This is a genomic window from Streptomyces triculaminicus (genome assembly GCF_017349075.1).
Taxonomy (GTDB): domain Bacteria; phylum Actinomycetota; class Actinomycetes; order Streptomycetales; family Streptomycetaceae; genus Streptomyces; species Streptomyces triculaminicus.
Genome location: NZ_JAFMOF010000004.1, coordinates 981,002 through 1,002,407, shown reverse-complemented (window position 1 = coordinate 1,002,407; position 21,406 = coordinate 981,002). Strand labels below are relative to the sequence as shown.

General features: G+C 72.0%; 4 protein-coding genes. 2 read left to right on the top strand and 2 right to left on the bottom strand.

From position 1 onward, the window contains the following. Positions 1–13: 13 nt before the first annotated feature. Complete coding sequence (locus J1792_RS27515; protein WP_143587707.1) at positions 14–2,848, bottom strand: helix-turn-helix transcriptional regulator; 2,835 nt, start codon at positions 2,846–2,848, stop codon at positions 14–16. 240 nt (positions 2,849–3,088) lie between these two features. After that, on the bottom strand, positions 3,089–3,355 hold the full coding sequence (locus tag J1792_RS27510; protein WP_086571437.1) for a hypothetical protein: 267 nt from the start codon (positions 3,353–3,355) through the stop codon (positions 3,089–3,091). A gap of 362 nt (positions 3,356–3,717) precedes the next feature. Here J1792_RS27510 and J1792_RS27505 point away from each other — a divergent pair, with 362 nt between their 5' ends. Continuing rightward, the gene (locus J1792_RS27505) at positions 3,718–4,971 is read left to right on the top strand and encodes a cytochrome P450 (protein WP_086571439.1); all 1,254 of its coding nucleotides are present in this window, start codon (positions 3,718–3,720) and stop codon (positions 4,969–4,971) included. Between the two features lie 67 nt (positions 4,972–5,038). Continuing rightward, a complete protein-coding gene (locus tag J1792_RS34635; protein ID WP_242646628.1) occupies positions 5,039–21,349 on the top strand; it encodes a type I polyketide synthase in 16,311 nt (5,436 codons plus the stop codon). Positions 21,350–21,406 lie beyond the last annotated feature (57 nt).

Sequence of the window (21,406 nt, the reverse complement as noted above, 5' to 3'; positions counted from 1 at the left end):
GGGCCGCTCCCGCTCAGACGGACTGGCGCTGCGGGTTCGGCAGCAGGGTGAGCAGGCCGCGTCGTCCGCTCACCCCGAGCTTCCGGTAGACGCGCGTCAGGTGCTGTTCGACAGTGCTCACCGTGATGAACAGCTGCTGGCTGATGTCGCGGTTGCTGAACCCGCGCGCCGCCAGCAGAGCGACCCGGCCCTCCGCGTCGCTCAGCAGGGAGATCTCGGTGGTCTCGGACGATCCCGGACCGGGGGTGTCCGAGGCGGGGATGCCGGAGTGCGTGTGGGCGAGCGGGTTCTGCTCGGGGAGAGCCGGCGCTTCGGGGCGGACGATGGCGGACCGGCAGAGCTTGGTCTCCTGGGCGGCGCGCCAGGACGCCGCACGGGCCTCGTCGAGTTCACCGATGCTCCGCAGGACCACGCTCAGGTCTGCCAGGGAGCGCGCCAGTTCCATGCGGTCGCCCGAGGCTTCGAGCAGGCTGACGGACTTGCGCAACAACCCGGGTTGCTGCGGCGGTTCGGCCGTGGCGGCCAGCAGCCGCAGGGAGACGCCCTGGGTGCGCAGGCTCGTGCCCCGGTAGCGGTCGAGCTGCTGCTTGGCCAGGTCGCGGGCGATGACGGTGCGGCCGAGTCGTAGGTTCACCTCTGCGAGGCCGTTGCGCCACGGCACGAGTTCGGGGGAATCGAGGTCCCATTCCTGGGCGAGGCCGCCGCAGTTCCGGAAGTCCTTGGCCGCCGCCAGGACCCGGCCGACGGACAGGTGGTGGCGGCCGCGCGCGTACAGGAAGGTCAGGCTCCACACGGTGGGGGACAAGGAGTCGGAGGGCATCTGGCGCACCGCTTCCTCGGCCGCGTCCGGGTCGTCGAGGGCGGTGTGCGCGGCGACGAGGGTGCCGAGCGGGTAGCCGCGCAGCGCCCCCCAGCTCTGGGGTGCCAGCAGGTCCAGAGCGGTCCGGGCGTGGACGGCGGCCGTGCCCGGTTCACCGCGCCGCAGGGCGATGTCGGCACGTACGGCGCCGAGTGCGGCCTGCCAGGTGAGCCCACCGCGCCGCACGGCCTCGGCGTACAGCTTGTCGCTCCACTCGGCGGCCCGCTCCAGGCCGTTGCCGCGGATCAGGGTGAGCAGGGCGGCGAGGACGACCTCCAGGAAGGTCTCGCCCAGCCGGCAGCTCTTGAGGATGTGCTCGGCGCTGGCCACGGCGTTCTTCGCGGTGCTTCCCGAGATCCCGTCGCACACCGCGTCGACGGCGCGGGTCCACGGGTCCTCGGTGTGCGGGCCGCGCGCGCACCACTTCTCGCGACAGTCCGGTGCGCCGGGGCCGCGAGTGAAGGTGGCGCCGTAGAACCAGCGCTGTGCGAGACGCAGTTCGGCCTCCGCGTAACTGTCGCGCTCGTCGTCGGCGGCCTGCTGGGTGTAGGTGCGGAGAGCGCCCCGTGCCGTGTCGAGGTCGCCCTGCCAGAGGGCCTGTTTGAGGAGCGGCAGGGCGTCGCGGACGGCCAGGCCGTCGTGGTCCAGCGCGGTGCGGGCGGCGGCGTGGTGGCGGGCGGCGGCGGCCGGCTCGACGCGCCAGAGCGTGCGGGCCAGGGTGTGGCGCAGGGCGGCCGCGCCGGCCGGGTCGGAGCAGCTGTCCATGGCGAGCTCGAGGCAGCGGGTGGCCAGTTCCACGTTGTCGTAGGCGGTGGCGCGGGCAGCGGCCGCGCGCAGGACGCCGGTCGCCCAAGGGTCGGCGGAGCCGGCGGTGATGAGGTGTTCGGCAACGGTGACGGGGTCGGCGCCCCGGTGTTGAAGCAACTCTGCCGCTGTGCGGTGGAGGTGGGCCCGCTCGGTGGCCGGGAGGGGGCTGAGGGCGACGGTGCGGGCCACGGGATGGCGCAGCCGCGCGCCGTCCACGAGCCCGGCGGCGGCCAGGGCGTTGAGCGTTCTACCGACCCGGTCGGCGGGCAGGGACATCAGCTCCGCGACAAGCGGCGCCGAGGCGTGCTCGTCGAGGACGGCGATGCCCTGGGCGACGCTGAGCAGGTCGCCGTCCCAGCGGTAAAGGCAGTTCAGCACGGCCTGGGTGAACGCGGGACCGGCCTCGGCGCAGGTGGCGGAAGGGACGGGACGGCCGTTGCGCAGATCCTCCGTGAGGGCGTGTACGAGGAGGGGGTTGCCGCCCGCGAGCCGGTGGACGTGCGCCGCGTGGTCCTGGGCCTGCTGCGGGGTGGTCCGCTCGGCGAGCCCTGCCGCGACGGCGGCGACGGGCAGTGCGGTGAGCTCGACGAGCTGGTACGGCTGCCGGGCGAGGTCGGCGTGGAACCGCGACAGGGTGGGCAGTCCCCAGCTCCATTCGGTCAGCACGATCATCACGGGTGCGGCGGCCATGCGCTGGCGCAGGTGCAGGACCAGCCGCAGGGAGAAGGCGTCGGCGAACTGAATGTCGTCCACGCTGACGACGAGGGGGCGCTGCCGGGCCAGTTCGAGAAGTTCGACGCAGAGGGTGTGCAGGACGCGTGCCTCGGCGTGCGGCGGGGCGATGCCGGGGCCGGCGTCGGATGCGGTGCCGGATCCTGTGCCGGGGTCGGCGAGTTCGGAGAGGAGCCGAGTGACTCTGGCGGCGGTCTCGGCGGGCACGCGGCTGTTGCGGAACAGCTGGTCGAGGACCCCGCCGGGGAAGTCGCGTTCCGCGCGGGAGCCGGTCGCCATGAGGTGCAACGCGCCGTTGCGCGTCGTGTGCCGCGCGAAGGCGTGCGCCAGATGGGTCTTACCGCTCGCCAATCCGCCGGTCACCAGGGCGAGCTGACCGCCGCCGCCCTCGGCGCACGCCTCGAACTGCCCGACGAGACCCTCCAGTGCGTCGCTGTATTCGCGCTCCACTATGCCCCCTTTTGACCGGCTGTCGCCGTGACGTCCGTGTGGCCGACGTGACCACTGCTCACCGCACTTCAAGGGTTGCTGGCGCTGCCACAGCGGGACCCCTAGCCGAACCGGGAGCCAGACCCGTAGTCCCGCTAGAGCGGAAAAGGAGCGCGGGCGGAGGGAGGCTGTCGCGGGGGCGGATTCCGTTCCAGAATTAGGGGGTGCCCGGGGAGGAGAGGCCCCGGCATGCGTCCTCCGTCAGTACGCCAGTCCCGCATCGCGGAGTTCGTCCACCCAGATTCCCAGGTCCGCACGGGTGTCCGTCGGCGCGGTGCCCCACTGGGAGGCGAGCGTGCGGGCCGCCGCGTCGACGTCGCCGTCGTGCTGGCGCAAGGCGATCCACATCGCCGTGCACACGGGAGCCCAGCGGTAGACGCCGGGGCGTACGGTCGAATCCGACCGCAGCTCCAGGCAGCCGTCCGTGCCGATGTTGACGCTCACGCCGGGCGCCGGTTGACTGCGCATGCTTGACCTCCGTGTCGGACCTCGCAGAGAGCACCGGGCAAGGAGTCGGCCGGACCGAATGCCGTGCCGGACCCCCACGGTAGAACCGACGGCGGCGGGGATCCATACCGTGGCGAAACTGCGGGGTGGCGCACCGTCATGCCCCCTAGACCCCTAAAAGGGCTCTGAGGCGGTTTGCCGGACGGTCCCCGGGGCAGGCCGTACGGCCCCGATGAGCCACTCCTGCCGTTCCGACCTTCGAATGCCTCCGTCATCGCGTCCGCGGTTAGGGGATGGCTAAGGGTTGTGGTTAGGGGTTTCTCGCTGGTTAGGGTACGGCGGGTTTATCGACTTTGGCCTCGATTTCGGGCAGGGGAGCGGTGATGGCAGGGGGTGCGGGTCAGCGGGAGCAGGCGCGTCGTGAGGTGTGGAACGCCTTTCTCGGCTCCGCGGCGCAGCAGGGTGACCCGTATGCGCTTCTGCTGGGCGTGCCGGAGGATCCGGGTCCCCTCTACGCGCAGCTGCGGGAAAAGGGGCCACTCTACAGGAGCGCCATTGGAACCTGGGTGACCGGTCGGCACGCGGTGGCCGGAAAGATATTGCGGGACCGGCGGTTCGGAGTTCGCCTGACCAACGGTGAAAAGGCCCCGGAGGCCATTGAGTTCGATAATTCCATGCTGGGCCAGGACCCACCGAACCACACCCGGCTGCGGAAACTCGCGGCTCCCACGTTCAATCCGCGCCGCATGGAGAAATGGCGGTCGAGGGTCGAGGAGTACGTCGACGAGCTCATCGACCGGATCCTGGCCAAGGGCGGCAAGTTCAACTTCATGACGGCCTTCGCCCAGCAGCTGCCGGTACGGGTCGTCAGCGAACTGCTGGGTATTCCCGAGCAGTACTGGCGCAGTGCGTTCCGCCTGACTCGGCGCATGGCGCACCTCATGGACGGCGACGCGTCCCCGGAGGTCGCGGACGACGTGCTGCAGGCGATCGACGAGTCGGCCAGGGTGTTCGGCGAGATCGTCGTGCTGGTCCGGGAGAATCCGGGCGAGAACATGATCAGTGACCTGCTCCCCGCGCTCGACGACGGCACGCTCTCGCTCGACGAACTGATCGCGCTGTGCACATTCCTGATCCTGGCCGGGGTCGAGACCACGGTGAACCTCATCGGAAACGCCACGGCGACCCTGCTCGGCCACTCCGAGCAGTGGGCGATGTTCAAGGACGACGTGAGCCTGGCGCCCGGCGTCGTGCAGGAGACGCTGCGGTACGAGACCCCGGTCCAGCAGTACCGGCGGATCGTCCAGGAGGACCTGGAGCTGGGCGGCGTGTTCCTGCCCGCCGACACCGAACTGGCCATTTGCGCCGGCGCGGCCAACCGGGACCCCGAGGCGTACCACGACCCCGACCGCTTCGACATCACCAGAAGCACCACCAGAAGGGGAGAGCCGGAAGTTCTCTCCTTCTCCATGGGAATGCATTTCTGCCTCGGTGCCACGCTCGCCCGCATCGAGGCGGAAGTGGCCATGACCGCCGTGGCGAAACGACTTCCGGATCTCCGGCAGGTCGCACCCGTTCGACGCCGGAATTCCTACATCGTGCGCGGCATGTTGCAGTTTCCCGTCGCGGCAGCCTAATCCGAGCCCGCTGACCAGAGCCGCAGGAAAAACCCGCTGACAAGCCGTTGACAAGAGGTTGACGTACATGGCAGACAAAGAGACGTTGCGCGATTACGTCAAGCTGGTGACGGCCGACCTCCGGCAGACCCGTAAGAGGCTTCAGGACATCGAGGCCAGGGACGCCGAGCCGATCGCGATCATCGGCATGAGCTGTCGCTATCCGGGGGGCCTGGCATCGCCCGAGGATCTGTGGCGGCTCGTCGCCGCCGGCGGGGACGCGATATCCGGCTTTCCCGACGACCGCGGCTGGGACCTGTCCCGGCTCTTCGACGACGACCCCGAGCAGGCGGGCACCAGTTATGTGCGCGAGGGCGGATTCGTCACCGACGTCGCGGACTTCGACCCGGCCTTCTTCGGCATCTCGCCGCGCGAGGCACTCGCCATGGACCCGCAGCAGCGACTGCTGCTGCAGACCTCCTGGGAGGCGTTCGAGCGTGCCGGGATCGATGCGACCGCGCTGCGCGGCAGCCGCACGGGCGTCTTCGCCGGTACGAACGACCAGGGCTACCTGGCCCTCCTCGACGGCTCCGCGCACGACAGCGAGGGCTATCTGCTGACCGGTGGCGCGACCGCGGTGGCCTCGGGCCGTATCGCGTACTCCTTCGGACTCGAAGGCCCTGCCGTCACCGTCGACACCGCCTGCTCGTCGTCGCTGGTGGCCATGCACCTGGCGGCGCGGGCGCTGCGCGTCGGTGAGTGCTCGCTGGCGCTGGCGGGCGGCGTGACGGTGATGTCCACACCCGCCGTCTTCACCGAGTTCAGCCGCCAGCGCGGTCTCGCCGCCGACGGCCGCTGCAAGTCCTTCGCCGCCGCCGCCGACGGTACCGGCTGGGCCGAGGGCGCCGGCATGCTTCTCCTGGAGCGCCTCTCCGACGCCCGCCGCAACGGCCACCGGGTGCTGGCGGTCGTCCGCGGCTCCGCCATCAACTCCGACGGCGCCTCCAACGGCCTGACCGCCCCCAACGGCCCGTCGCAGCAACGCGTCATCCTGGAGGCTCTGGAGAACGCCCGGCTGTCGACGTCCGACGTGGACGCGGTCGAGGCGCACGGCACGGGTACCACCCTCGGTGACCCGATCGAGGCACAGGCGCTGCTCGCCACCTACGGCCAGGGCCGCGACGCGGACCGACCGCTGTGGCTGGGCTCGCTCAAGTCCAACATCGGCCACACCCAGTCCGCTTCGGGCATCGCCGGTGTGATCAAGATGGTCAAGGCGCTCGAGCACGGGGTGCTGCCCCGCACGTTGCACGTCGACGAGCCGACACCCGAGGTCGACTGGACCGGCGGAGCGGTGGAACTGCTCACCGAGGAGCAGGCCTGGCCGCGCACCGGGACGCCCCGGCGGGCGGGTGTGTCCTCGTTCGGGGTCAGCGGGACGAACGCACACGTGATCATCGAGGAAGCGCCGGAGCCGGAGCTCGCGGCGGCGGACACACCGTCCGTGCCGCCGCCGTCCGTCGTGCCCTACGTCGTCTCCGCGAAGTCCGAGGCGGCGCTGCGGTCCCAGGCGGAGCGGCTGCGCGCCTTTGTGACGGAGCGCAAGGACCTGACGGCCGCCGATCTCGCGCTGTCGCTGGCGACCACACGGGCGGCGCTGGAGCACCGGGCCGTGGTGTTGGCCGGTGGCCGCGAGGAGCTGGCGGAGCGGCTGGGCGCGCTCGCCGAGGGCCGCAGCGGCCCCGGCGGTACCGTCAGCGGGGTGGCGAGCCCGGGGAAGACGGCGTTCTTGTTCACGGGGCAGGGGGCGCAGCGGGCCGGGATGGGCCGGGGGCTGTATGACGCGTTCCCTGTCTTCGCGGATGCGTTGGATGCGGTGGCGGAGCGGTTGGACTCCCGGCTGGAGCGTCCGTTGCGTGAGGTCCTCTTCGGTGACGGGGAGTGGATCGACCAGACCGCCTACACGCAGGCGGCCCTCTTCGCGTTGGAGGTCGCTCTCTTCCGGCTCCTCGAGTCCTGGGGTGTCACGCCCGACTTCCTGCTGGGGCATTCGATCGGGGAGCTTGCTGCCGCGCATGTGGCGGGTGTGCTGTCGGTGGACGACGCGTGCACGCTGGTCGCCGCGCGCGGCCGGCTGATGCAGGCGCTGCCGTCCGGTGGGGCCATGCTCGCTGTCGAGGGCGAGGAGTCCGAGGTGGCGGAGGCGCTGGCCTCGTACGAGAGCCAGGTGAGCATCGCGGCGGTCAACGGGCCCGCCTCGCTCGTCGTCTCCGGTGACACGGATGCTGTGACGGACCTGGAGGCGATGTGGCGTGAGCAGGGACGGCGGGTCAAGCGGCTGACGGTCTCGCACGCCTTCCACTCGCCGCGCATGGACGCGATGCTCGATGAATTCGGGTCCGTAGCACGTGAGGTGACTTTCCACGCCCCGCAGATCCCGATCGTCTCCAACGTCACCGGCGAGCTCGCCGACTCCGACGAGATCCGGACCCCCGAATACTGGGTCCGCCACGTTCGCGAAGCCGTCCGTTTCGCCGACGGCGTCCGGTACCTGCACGGCCGGGGTGTGAAAACCCTCCTCGAGCTGGGCCCCGACGGCGTCCTGACCGCCATGGCCCAGCAGTCCGTCGACACCGTCGCCGTCCCCGTCCTGCGCACCGACCGTGACGAGACCGAGGTGCTGTGCGGCGCGCTCGCGACCGCTTACGCGCAGGGGGCCGACGTCGACTGGGCCGCCTTCTTCGCCCCGTACGGCGGACGGGTCGTGGAACTGCCCACGTACGCCTTCCTCCGCGAGCGGTACTGGCCCCGGGGCACGGTCAGGACCGGCGACGTCAGTGCCGTCGGCCTCGGCGTGATGGGGCATCCCCTGCTCGGCGCCGGAGTCGCCCTCGCCGGCGGCGAGGGATCCGTCTTCACCGGGCGGCTGTCCCGGACCACCCACCCGTGGCTGGCCGACCACGTCGTGCACGGCCAGGTCGTCGTCCCCGGCACCGCCTTCGTGGAACTGGCGGTACGGGCGGGCGACCAGGCGGGCTGCGGACACCTCGACGAGCTGATCCTCGAAACCCCGCTCGTCCTCCCGCCAGACCGGGCCGTCCAGCTCCAGGTCACCGTCGACACCCTGGACGAGCAGGGGCGCCGTACGTTCGCCGTGTACGGGCGCGTCGAGCACACCGGCTCCGACGACGGCTGGTCCGACCTCCCCTGGACCCGGCACGCCAGCGGCACTCTCGCCCCCGCCGCCCCGCCGGCCGCCCAGGACGCGCGCTTCCAGGGCTTCTCCGCGTGGCCGCCGCCCGACGCACGGGAGCAACGGCCCGAGCGGCTCTACGAGTTCCTGGCCGACGGCGGGCTGGCGTACGGGGAGGTCTTCTCCGGCGTCGGTGCCGCATGGGTCGTCGGGCGCGACATCTACGCCGAGGTGCGGCTGCCCGAGCGGGAGCAGGCACAGGCGGCACGGTTCGGCATCCACCCGGCCCTGCTGGACGCCGCCCTGCAGGCGGCCGCGGCGGGCGCGGTGGACGGGGCCGGCGGCGAGGCCGGGCTGCCGTTCTCCTGGTCGGGCGTCTCGCTGTGGGCCTCCGGGGCCTCCGAGCTCCGGGTCCGGATCTCCCCGTCCGACGCGGGCGGGATCTCGGTGCACGGCGTGGACGCCGCCGGGGCGCCGGTCGTCTCCGTCGAGGGCATCACGGTGCGCCCCGTGGCCGCCACCCAGCTGGCGGGCGCGGCGGCGGAGGTCGACGGACTGCATCGCGTGGAGTGGGTCAGGCTGCCCGCCCCCGGGGGTGAACTCCCGCGCGTCGCGGTCCTGGGCGAGGACGCGCTCGGTGCCGCCGAGGGTCTGACCGCCGCCGGTGTGGCGGTGCGTACCGTGCGCGATGCGGCCGAACTGGCCGACGCGGTACCGGACGTGGTGGTGCTGCCCGTCGCCGGGGCGGCCACCGCCGAGGTCCTCGCGGTCCTCCAGGAGTGGCTCGCCGACGACGGCTTCGACGGTGTTCCGCTCGCCGTGGTGACCCGTGGCGCCGTCGACACCGGCGACGGTGCCACGGTCACCGACCTCGCCGCCACCGGCGCGTGGGGACTGGTGCGCTCCGCCCAGACCGAGCACCCCGGCCGTCTGCTCCTGGTCGACACGGACCACGCGCCCGCCTCCTGGGGCGCCGTGGCCGGTGCCCCCGCGTCCGGCGAGGGTCAGCTGGCCGTCCGTGACGGCGCCCTGCTGGGGGCACGCCTGGTCAAGGGCGGCGGCGGCCTGTGCCTGCCGGACCCGGTCCGCGACGGCACGGCGTGGCGGCTCCAGGGCTCGGAGCGCGGTGCGTTGGAGGACCTCGCACCGGTTCCGGTGGGCGTCCCCGCGCTCGCGCCGGGCCAGGTGCGCATCGGAGTCCGCGCCGCCGGCGTCAACTTCCGCGATGTCCTCATCGCCCTGGGCTCCTACCCCGACGCCACCGCCCTCATGGGATCCGAGGGCGCGGGCGTGGTCCTCGAAGTGGCTGCCGACGTCACGGACCTGAAGGTCGGCGATCGGGTCTTCGGCCTGCTCAGCGGCGGGTTCGGGCCGGTCGCCGTGATCGACCGGCGGCTGGTCGCGCGCATGCCGGAGCAGTGGACCTTCACCCAGGCCGCGTCCGTCCCGATGGTCTTCCTCACCGCCTACTACGGGCTGGTCGACCTCGGCGGACTCCGGCGCGGCGAGTCCGTGCTCGTGCATGCCGCCGCCGGTGGCGTCGGCATGGCCGCCGTCCAGATCGCCCAGCACCTGGGCGCCGACGTCTACGCAACCGCCAGCACCCCCAAGTGGGGCGTCGTGGAAGACCTGGGTGTGCCGGGCGAGCGCATCGCCTCCTCCCGCGACCTGGCCTTCGAGGACACCTTCCGGCAGGCGCTGGGCGGGCGCGGCATCGACGTCGTCCTCAACGCCCTGGCCGGTGACTACATCGACGCCTCCGCCCGGCTCCTGGGCAGGGGCGGCCGGTTCGTGGAGATGGGCAAGGCGGACCTGCGGGACGCCGGCTCGTTCGCCTCGTCCGACACGTTCGCCGAGCAGATCACCTACCAGGCCTTCGACCTCTTCGACGCGGGACCGGACCGGCTCCAGCTCATGCTCACCCACCTCGTCCGGCTCTTCGAGCAGGGCGACCTGAACCTCCTGCCCGTCCGCGCCTGGGACCTGCGCGAAGCCGTCTCCGCGTTCCGCCTCATGGGCCGGGGCGGGCACATCGGCAAGAACGTCCTGACCCTGCCGCGCCCGATCGACGCCGACGGCACCGTCCTGATCACCGGCGGCACGGGCGCGCTCGGCGGCCTCCTCGCCCGCCACTTGATCGCGGAACACGGCGTACGTCATCTCCTGCTGACCAGCCGCCGGGGCATCGACGCGCCCGGCGCCTGCGAACTCGTCGCCGAGATACGGGAGATGGGCGCGGAGGTCGACGTGGCGGCCTGCGACGTCTCCGACCGGGCGGCACTGGCCGCCGTACTCGGCACCGTCTCCGCCGACCACCCCCTCACGGGCGTCGTCCACACCGCCGGCGTCCTCGACGACGGCGTCATCGAGTCCATGACGGCCGACCGCCTGCAGAGCGTCTCCGCGCCCAAGGCCGATGCCGCGCTGCACCTGCACGAGCTCACCGCGCACCTCGACCTCTCCCTGTTCGTGCTGTACTCCTCGGTCGCCGGAGTCCTCGGCTCGCCGGGCCAGTCCAACTACGCGGCCGCCAACGCCCTGCTCGACGGCCTCGCCGCGCAGCGCCGCGCCCACGGCCTCGCCGCCCACTCGCTGGCCTGGGGCCCCTGGGCGCAGGTCACCACGGGCGGCATGCTCGCCGAGCTCAGCGACGCGGACCGCGACCGCATCCAGCGCACCGGACTGCGCCCCCTCACAGCCGAACACGGGCTCGCGCTCCTCGACCAGGCACTCCGCGCACCCGCGCCCGCCCCCGTCACGGTCGACCTGGACATCAAGGCCCTCACCGGCCTCTTCGACGTACTGCCCCCACTGCTGAGCTCCCTCGTCCGCCCGGTACGGCGCGCCGCGGGCACGGCCCGTACCGAAGGGGCCGCAGGGCTCGTACAGCGGCTGTCCTCCCTCGGCGAGGCCGAAGGGGCGCGCTTCCTGCTCACCCTCGTACGGACCGAAGCCGCCGCAGTCCTCGGCTTCGGCGGCCCCGACGCCATCGAGGCCCACCGCGCCTTCGCCGAACTCGGCTTCGACTCCCTCACCGCCGTCGAGCTCCGCAATCGCCTCAACGCCACCACCGGCACCCGCCTGCCTCCGACCCTCGTCTTCGACCACCCCACCCCCACCGCCCTCGCGGACCACCTCCACCGGGAACTCCTCGGGCGGCGGGACGAGGTCGCCGCGCACGCCCCCAGCGTGTCGCGCGAGGAGGACGAGCCGATCGCGATCGTCGGCATGGGCTGCCGGTTCCCCGGTGACGTCAGCACGCCCGACGAGCTCTGGCGGCTCGTCCTGGACGGCGTCGACGCGATCTCCGACTTCCCGGCGGACCGCGGCTGGGACGTCTCCGGCATGTACGCGGACGCCACGTCCGAAGGGCGGCAGGCCTACGAAGGCGGCTTCCTGTACGACGCCCCGCAGTTCGACCCCGCTTTCTTCTCGATCAGCCCGCGCGAGGCCGTCGCCATGGACCCGCAGCAGCGGATCCTCCTGGAGACCTCGTGGGAGGCCTTCGAACGCGCCGGGCTCGACCCGCACGCGCTGCGCGGCAGCCAGACCGGCGTCTTCGTCGGCGCGGCGACGTCCGGCTACGGCGTCGGCCGGTACGACATTCCGGAGGGCGGCCGCGGCCACCTCCTGACCGGCGCCTCCACGAGCGTCCTGTCCGGGCGCATCGGCTACGTCTTCGGCTTCGAGGGTCCGGCCATCACCGTCGACACCGCCTGCTCGTCGTCGCTGGTCTCCCTGCACCTGGCGGTCCGCGCCCTGGAACAGGGCGACTGCTCCATGGCCCTGGCCGGAGGCGTCACCGTGATGCCGAACCCCGGCATGTTCATCGACAGCAGCCAGGCGGGCGCCCTGTCCGGCGACGGCCGCAGCAAGGCGTTCTCCGCAGGCGCCGACGGCACCGGCTGGGGCGAGGGCGCCGGCATGCTGCTCCTGGAGCGGCTGTCCGACGCGCGCCGCAACGGCCACCAGGTGCTCGCGGTCGTACGCGGCACGGCGATCAACCAGGACGGCGCGTCCAACGGCCTCACCGCGCCCAGCGGCCGGGCCCAGCAGCGCGTGATCCGGCAAGCGCTGGCCTCCGCGCACCTGGGCCCCGCCGACGTGGACGTCTTGGAGGCACACGGCACCGGCACCGAACTCGGTGACCCGATCGAGGCCCAGGCGCTTATCGCGACGTACGGGCAGGACCGGCCGGAGGGCCGGCCGCTGTGGCTCGGCTCGCTCAAGTCGAACATCGGACACACTCAGTCCGCCGCCGGTGTCGCCGGTGTCATCAAGATGGTCATGGCGCTTCGTGAGGGTGTCCTGCCGAAGACGCTGCATGTGGACGAGCCGACGCCGCACGTCGACTGGTCGGCGGGCGCGGTGGAACTGCTGACCGAGACCCGGCCGTGGCCGGAGGTGGACCGGCCGCGCCGCGCAGGCGTCTCCGCGTTCGGCATGAGCGGTACGAATGCGCACGTCATCCTGGAGCAGGCGCCGGCGGAGGGGCTGGTGCGGGACTCCGGTGCGATGCCGGCTGTGGGTGGTGTCGTGCCGGTGGTGCTGTCCGCGCGCAGTGGTGAGGCTCTGCGTGCGCAGGCTGCGCGGTTGCGGGAGCACCTGGAGGCGAATCCGGGGGCGCGGCCTGTTGACGTGGCGTATTCGCTGGCCGCAGGCCGCTCGTTGTTCGAGCGGCGCGCGGTGGTGGTGGGCCGTGAGCGTGGGGAGCTTCTTGACGCTCTGGGTGCGCTGGCTGCTGGTGAGCCCGCTGCGAGGGTTGTGGAGGGTGGTGTGAGGGAGGGGAAGACGGTGTTTGTCTTCCCTGGCCAGGGTTCGCAGTGGGTGGGTATGGCCCGTGAGTTGTTGGAGTCTTCGCCGGTGTTCGCGGCGCAGGCGGAGGCGTGTGCCGTCGAGTTGTCCCCTTATGTGGACTGGTCGCTCATGGCGGTGCTGCGGGGTGAGGAGGGTGCTGCGCCGCTGGAGCGGGTTGATGTGGTGCAGCCTGCGTTGTTCGCGGTGATGGTGTCGCTTGCTGCTGTGTGGCGTTCGGCCGGTGTCGAGCCGGATGCCGTCATCGGTCATTCGCAGGGTGAGATTGCTGCTGCGTATGTGGCGGGTGCGTTGTCGCTGGCCGATGCGGTCAGGGTGGTGGCCTTGCGGAGCCGGGCCATTACGGCGTTGGCGGGGTTGGGTGGCATGGTCTCGGTGGCGTTGCCTGCTGGTGAGGTGGGTGTGCTGCTGGAGCCGTACGGGGAGCGGATCTCTGTCGCTGCCGTCAACGGACCGCGCTCCACTGTGGTTGCGGGTGAGTCGGTGGCTCTGGAGGAGTTCCTGAGTGCTGCGAAGAGCGAGGGGATTCGTGCCAAGCGGATTCCTGTCGATTACGCCTCTCATTCGCGTCAGGTGGCTTTGATCGAGGAGGAGCTAGCCGCGGTTCTTGATGGGCTTCGGCCTCGTGCTGCGTGTGTTCCGTTGTTGTCGACGGTCACGGGTGAGTGGCTGGATATGGCGGTGATGGATGGTTCGTACTGGTACCGCAACCTTGCGCAGACCGTGTATTTCGAGCCTGCTGTGCGTCGTCTGGTGGAGGACGGTTTCCGTTTCTTCGTGGAGGTCAGTGCTCATCCGGTGCTGACGCAGTCGGTCGAGGAGCTCGAGGCCGACGATGTGGTCGTGCTGGGTACCTTGCGTCGTGACGAGGGTGGCTTGGAGCGTTTCCTCCTCTCGGCGGCGGAGGGACACGCCCACGGCCTGCCGCTCGATGTCGCATCCTTCCTCGAGGGACAGGACGCCACCTTCACCGACCTGCCCACCTACCCCTTCCAGCGCCGGCGCTACTGGCTGGAGCCCGCCGACGCACCGCGTGCCGCGACCCGGCGCGCACAGTCGCCCACGGACGGCTGGTGGTACGACGTGAGCTGGCGGCCGGTCAGCGGCCCTGCTCGTCCCCAACTCTCCGGTACATGGCTGCTCCTTACCGGAATCGAGGGGTGCGGCACGGCCGAGCGGTGCGCGGCCCGGCTGACGGAGGCGGGCGCCGACGTCGTCACGCACACCGTCGCCCGGGACGACCTCGACGATTCCGCCGCGCTGGCCGCACGACTGCGCGCCGTTCCCGAGCTCGCCGGTGTGCTGTCCCTGTTGGCCCTGGACGAGGCTCCGCACCCGGCACGGCCCGAGATCTCCGCCGGCCTGGCGGGAACCCTCGCCCTGGTGCGGGCGCTGGCCGACGCCGAGGTGCGGGCACCGCTGTGGTTGCTGACCACGGGCGCCGTCTCGGTCGGCAGCACCGAGCCGCTGCGCCGTCCCGGCCAGGCGGCCGTGTGGGGCCTCGGCCTGGTCGCCGGACTCGAATTCCCCCAACAGTGGGGCGGGTTGATCGACCTCCCGTCGCACCTCGGCGAGGGCGACGACCGTACCGAAGGACGGATCTGGGGCGGCCTGGCGGCCGCGCTGGCCGGGTTCCGCTCCGAGGACCAGCTCGCGGTCCGCGCCTCCGGCCTGTTCGCCCGCCGACTGGTGCGCGCCGCGCTGTCCGAGCCCGCCGCCGACGGGTGGAGCCCGCGCGGTACGGTCCTGGTCACCGGCGGTACGGGTGCCCTCGGCGGGCACGTGTCGCGTTGGCTGGCCGACCGGGGCGCGAGCCGCCTCGTACTGACCAGCCGCAGGGGCGCCGACGCCCCAGGTGCCGCCGACCTCGCGGCCGAACTGACGGCACTCGGCACCGAAGTCGTCCTGGAGGCATGCGACGTATCCGATCGCGAGGCCGTGGCCGGGCTCGTCGCCCGGCACCGCTTCGACGCGGTCTTCCACCTCGCCGGAACAGCCCAGTCCACCGCCCTGACCGGCATCGGCCTGGACGAACTGGCGGACGTCACGGCCGCCAAGGCGGCCGGTGCCGAGCACCTCGACGAGCTGCTGGCCGGCACCGAGCTGGACGCCTTCGTCCTGTTCTCGTCCGGCGCGGGCGTCTGGGGCGGGGCGGGGCAGGCCGCGTACGCGGCGGGCAACGCCCGCTTGGACGCGCTCGCCCGGCACCGTCGCGACCGGGGCCTGAAGGCCACCGCGCTCGCGTGGGGCGGCTGGGCCGACGGCGGCATGACGGACGCCGCCGCGACCGAGAGCCTGGCGCGGCGCGGGGTGCGCCCGATGGACCCGCGCCTGGCGATCGCCGCACTGGAACAGGCCCTCGAGGCCGACGAGACCTTCGTCGCCGTCGCGGACATCGACTGGGAGCGGTTCGCCCCCGGCTTCACCGCCGCCCGCCCGCGCCCGCTGATCGAGGACCTCCCCGAGGTGCGCGCCGCGCTCGACGGTCCGGACGCGACCGGGACGGACGGTGCGACCTCCGCACTGGCCCAGCAGGTCAGGGCCCTCCCGGAGGTCGAACGCGCCCCGCACCTCCTGGTACTTGTGCGCACACAGGCGGCGGCCGCCCTCGGATACGAGGATCCGGCGGCGATCGAACCCGACCGGGCCTTCCGGGACCTCGGCTTCGACTCCGTGACCGCCGTGGCCCTGCGCAACCGGCTGCGCGAGGTGACCGGGCTGAAGCTGCCCACGACGATGGTCTTCGACCACCCGAGCGCCCTCGCCCTCACCGACCACCTCCTCGGCGAACTCCTGGGCCGCGCCGAGACGGCCACCACCGCCGTCAAGGCCGCCGACCTCAGCGACGAACCCATCGCCATCGTCGGCATGAGCTGCCGCTACCCCGGCGGCGTCGACTCCCCGGACGGCCTGTGGCGGCTGGTCACCGACGAGGTCGACGCGATCGGCGCGTTCCCCGAGGACCGGGGCTGGGACCTCGAGGGGCTCTTCCACCCCGATGCCGACCACCCCGGAACCTCGTACGTCCGGGAAGGCGGATTCGTCCACGACATCGGTGAGTTCGACGCCGAATTCTTCGGGATCTCGCCCCGCGAGGCCCTCTCGATGGACCCGCAGCAGCGGCTGCTCCTCGAATCGTCCTGGGAGGCCGTCGAGCGGGCGGGCGTCGACCCGCGCACCCTCAAGGGCTCCCGCTCCGGAGTGTTCGTCGGTACGTCCTTCGTCGGGTACGGAGTCGGTGGCAAGCCGGGCGGCGAAACGGAAGGCTTCTTCCTGTTCGGTTCCGGAACCGCCGCCGTGTCGGGCCGGGTCTCGTACACGCTCGGCCTGGAGGGCCCGGCGGTCACGGTCGACACCGCCTGCTCGTCATCGCTGGTCTCGATCCATCTCGCCTGCCAGGCGCTGCGCCAGAACGAGTGCGACCTCGCCCTGGCGGGCGGCGTGGCGGCGCTGGTGTCACCGGTGTCGTTCACGGAGTTCAGCCGCCAGCGCGGGATGGCCGCCGACGGCCGCTGCAAGCCGTTCGCGGCCGGCGCGGACGGCATCGGATGGGCCGAGGGCGTCGGCATGCTCGCCCTGGAGCGGCTGTCCGACGCGCGCCGCAACGGGCACCGGGTACTCGCGGTCCTGCGCGGTACGGCGATCAACCAGGACGGCGCGTCGAACGGTCTGACCGCGCCCAGCGGACCCTCGCAGCAGCGGGTGATCCGGCAGGCGCTCGTCAACTCCGGCCTGGAACCGGCCGACGTCGACGCCGTCGAGGCGCACGGCACCGGCACCACGCTGGGCGACCCGATCGAGGCGCAGGCCATTTTGGCGACGTACGGCCAGAACCGGCCCGCCGAACGGCCCCTGTGGCTGGGCTCCATCAAGTCGAACATCGGACACTCCCAGTCCGCCGCCGGTGTCGCCGGTGTCATCAAGATGGTCATGGCGCTTCGTGAGGGTGTCCTGCCGAAGACGCTGCATGTGGACGAGCCGACGCCGCACGTCGACTGGTCGGCGGGCGCGGTGGAACTGCTGACGGAGGCCCGGCCGTGGCCGGAAGTGGACCGGCCGCTGCGCGCGGGGGTGTCCGCGTTCGGTGGTACGGGCACGAATGCGCACGTCATCCTGGAGCAGGCGCCGGCGGAGGGGCTTGTGCGGGACTCCGGTGCGGCGGACGGCGACGCGCTGGTGCCGGTGGTGTTGTCGGGACGTACGGACCAGGCGTTGCGTGCGCAGGCGGGGCGGTTGCGGGAGCACCTGGAGGTGCGTCCGGAGGTGGGCCCTGTCGATGTGGCGTATTCGCTGGCTTTGGGTCGTTCGTTGTTCGAGCGGCGTGCGGTGGTGGTGGGGCGTGGGCGTGAGGGGCTCCTGGACGGGTTGGGTGCGTTGGCGTCTGGTGAGCCCAGTGGGTGGGTTGTTGAGGGTGGTGTGCGGGAGGGGAAGACGGTGTTTGTTTTCCCTGGTCAGGGTTCGCAGTGGGTGGGTATGGCTCGTGGGCTTCTGGAGTCGTCGCCGGTGTTTGCGGCGGAGGTTCAGGCGTGTGCGCGGGAGTTGGCCGTACATGTGGATTGGTCGTTGTTGGCGGTGTTGCGTGGTGAGGTGGGTGCTGCGTCGCTGGAGCGGGTTGATGTGGTGCAGCCTGCGTTGTTCGCGGTGATGGTGTCGTTGGCTGCTGTGTGGCGTTCGGTGGGTGTGGTGCCGGATGCCGTCATCGGTCATTCGCAGGGTGAGATTGCTGCTGCGTATGTGGCGGGGGTGTTGTCGCTGGCGGATGCTGTGAGGGTGGTGGCTCTGCGGAGTCGGGCTATTACGGCGTTGGCTGGGCGTGGGGGCATGGTGTCGGTGGCGTTGCCCGCGGGTGAGGTGGGTGTGCTGCTGGAGCCTTTTGGTGAGCGGATTTCGGTGGCTGCTGTGAATGGGCCGCGTTCGACGGTTGTGGCTGGTGAGTCGGCGGCGTTGGACGAGTTCCTGGCGGCGGCTGAGGCGGGGGGTGTCCGTGTGCGGCGGGTTCCTGTCGACTATGCGTCGCACTCGCGTCAGGTTGCTCTGATCGAGGAAGAGCTGGCCACTGTCCTCGAGGGGCTCGAGCCTCGTGCGGGATCGGTGCCGTTGTTGTCCACGGTGACCGGTGAGTGGTTGGACACCACGGTGATGGATGGTTCGTACTGGTATCGCAACCTTTCTCAGACCGTTCATTTCGAGCCTGCTGTTCGCCGTTTGGTGGAGGATGGTTTCCGTTTCTTCGTCGAAATCAGTGCGCACCCGGTCCTGACCCAGTCGGTTGAGGAGTTGGACGTCCCGGACGTGGTCGCGCTCGGCACCCTGCGTCGTGACGAGGGTGGTCTGGACCGCTTCCTCCTCTCGGCGGCCGAGGGGCACGCCCACGGCCTGCCGCTCGATGTCGCATCCTTCCTCGAGGGACAGGACGCCACCTTCACCGACCTGCCGACCTACGCCTTCCAGCGCCGCCGCTACTGGCTGGAGTTGGCGCAGGAAGGCGCGGGCGATGTGTCGGCTGCCGGACTCGGGGCCCTCGGGCATCCGTTGCTCGGGGCCGCGGTACCGCTCGCCCACGGAGAGGGCACGGTGCTCACCGGACGGCTTTCCGTGCGCAGCCAGCCCTGGCTGGCCGACCACGCGGTACTCGGCACGATCCTGCTGCCCGGCACGGCCTTCGTGGAGCTCGCGCTCGCGGCGGGCGACGAGGTCGGGCACCGCCAGGCCGAGGAACTGACCCTGGAACAGCCCCTGGTGCTGACCGAGCGGGACAGCGTCCAGCTGCAGGTCGTGGTCGGCCCGCAGGACGAGTCCGGGCGCTGCCCGGTGAACATCTACTCGCGACCGGAACAGCCGGAGCCGGACGATACGCTCGGTGGCGGTACCGGCGGTGCGCCCTGGACCCGGCACGCCACCGGCACCCTGGCGCCCGTCGGGAAGCCCCAGGAGGCGCCGGGCACGCAGTGGCCGCCCGCGGGGGCCGAGGCCGTCGCGATCGACGGCTTCTACGGGGCCGTCGCGGACCTCGGATACGGATACGGGCCCGCGTTCCAAGGGCTTCGGGCCGCCTGGCGGCACGACGGCGCGGTATACGCCGAGGTGGACCTGCCGCAGGCGCTGCACGGGGAGGCCGCCGGATTCGGTGTGCACCCGGCGCTGCTGGATGCCGCCCTGCACGGAATGGGTCTGTTGCACACGCCCGGAGAGCCGTCCGAAGAGACTGACGCGGCGGCCCGAGAGACCGGTGAGCGGCCTGTGGAGCTGCCGTTCTCCTTCCAGGGTGTCCACCTGCACCGCTCGGGTGCGACCACGGTGCGCGTACGGATCGCCCAGGCCGACGGCGCGATCCGGGTCACGATCACGGACGACATCGGGCAGCCGGTCATGGAGGTGCGGTCCCTCGTCCGGCGTCCCGTAGCGACAAAACTCGCGGGCCTGCGCCGCGGATCGGGCGGAGACTCACTGTTCCGTGTCGACTGGGGCACCGCCTTCGACCTGCCCACCGCCGCAGCACCCCGCAGCCTGGCGCTGCTCGGTGCGGACGCGTGGGGGCTGGCCACGATGCTGACGGCGGACGACGGGGAACCGGTGCCCGTCCACGCCACGCTCGCCGAGTGCACGCAGGTGCCCGACGTGGTGGTCGCGCAATGCTTCGGGGGAACCGGGGGATCGGTCGACGACGACGCGCTCGTACCGGCGGCGGAGGACGCCGTGCACCGGGCGCTCGAGCTGATCCAGGACTGGCTGGCCGACGAGCGGTTCACCTCCGCCCGGCTGGTGGTGGTGACCCGCCACGCGGTGGCCGTCACCGGCGACGAGGCGATCGACCTGGCGACCGCACCGGTGTGGGGCCTGCTGCGCTCGGCGCAGTCGGAGCACCCCGGGCTGCTGTTGCTGGACGTCGACGACGACGTACGGTCCCTGGCGGCCGTCGCGGACGCCATCGAGGCCGGGACCGGGACGGCCGGAGAGACGGGGGCCGGGACCGGAGAGCCGCAGCTCGCCCTGCGGGCCGGCCGGGCCCACGCCCCTCGCCTCACCCGGGTGCCGATGCCGGACTCCGGCCGGCGGAAGGACACCGTCCTGGGCGGCGACGGCACCGTACTGATCACCGGTGCGACCGGCACCCTGGGCGCCGAGCTCGCCAAGCACCTGGTGACCGCACACGGCGTGAGGCACCTGCTGCTGACCAGCCGGAGCGGCCCGGCCGCACCCGGTGCTCCCGAACTCGTGGCGGAGCTGGCCGAACTGGGTGCCGAAGCGACTGTGGTGGCCTGTGACGCGGCCGACCGCGACGCCCTGGCGCACACCCTCGGGCAGATACCCGACGCGCATCCGCTGCGCGCGGTCGTGCACACCGCCGCCGTCCTCGACGACGGCGTCCTCGCCGCTATGACACCGCAGCGCCTCGACGCCGTACTCGCCCCCAAGCTACGCGGCGCCTGGAACCTGCACCTGCTGACCGAGGGTATGGAGCTGGACGCGTTCGTCCTGTTCTCCTCGGCGGCGGGCGTGCTCGGCGGAGCAGGGCAGAGCAACTACGCGGCGGCCAACATCTTCCTCGACGCGCTCGCCCAGCACCGAGCCGCGCACGGCCTGCCCGGGGCCTCGCTGGCCTGGGGACCGTGGGCGCAGCGCACCGGCCTGACCGGGGAACTGACCGAGGCCGACGTCCGCAGGCTGATGCGCTCCGGCATGACACCGCTGCCCACGGCCGACGGCATGGCACTGTTCGACGCGGCCTGCGCCACCGGCGAGCCGGCCGTCGTGCCGATGGCGTTCAACCCGGCCGCGCTGCGAGGCCGTTCGGCCGACGTCCCGCCTCTGCTGCGGGGGCTGGTTCCGCCCGCGCCGCGCACCGGGCGCACCTCGTCGGCCGGCACCGAATCGGTGCCCGCCCTGCACGCGCAGCTGGCCCGGGGCACCGAAGCGGACCGCAGGCGCATCCTGCTCAACCTGGTGCGCGGGCAGGTGGCCACTGTCCTTGGCTACGCCTCCGCAGGCGCCGTCGACAGCGAGCGCGGCTTCCTGGAACTCGGCCTGGACTCCCTCACCGCCGTCGAACTGCGCAACCGGCTCGCCGGTGCCACGGGGCTGCGGCTGCCCGCCACGCTCATCTTCGACCACCCCACGGCCAGTGCCCTCGCGGAGCGCCTGCGGACCGCACTGGAACCGCAGGAGCGGACCGCTTCGGCGACAGCCCTGGCCGAACTGTCCCGGTTGGAAGCCCTGTTGCGGGACGTCGGCGCCGAAGACGCCGGGCGCGAGGAGATCACCATACGACTGCGGTCCCTGCTCTCCGGCTGGAAGTCGGCGGTGGAGCCGACGGCGGAACCGGACAGCCTCGACGCGGCGACGGCGGAAGAGATGTTCCAGATGCTGGATGAGGAGTTCACGCGGCCCTGACCGCGAACGTCCCCCGCAACCGCCCCGGCCGGCTCCCATCCCGGTTCATGAAGGTCA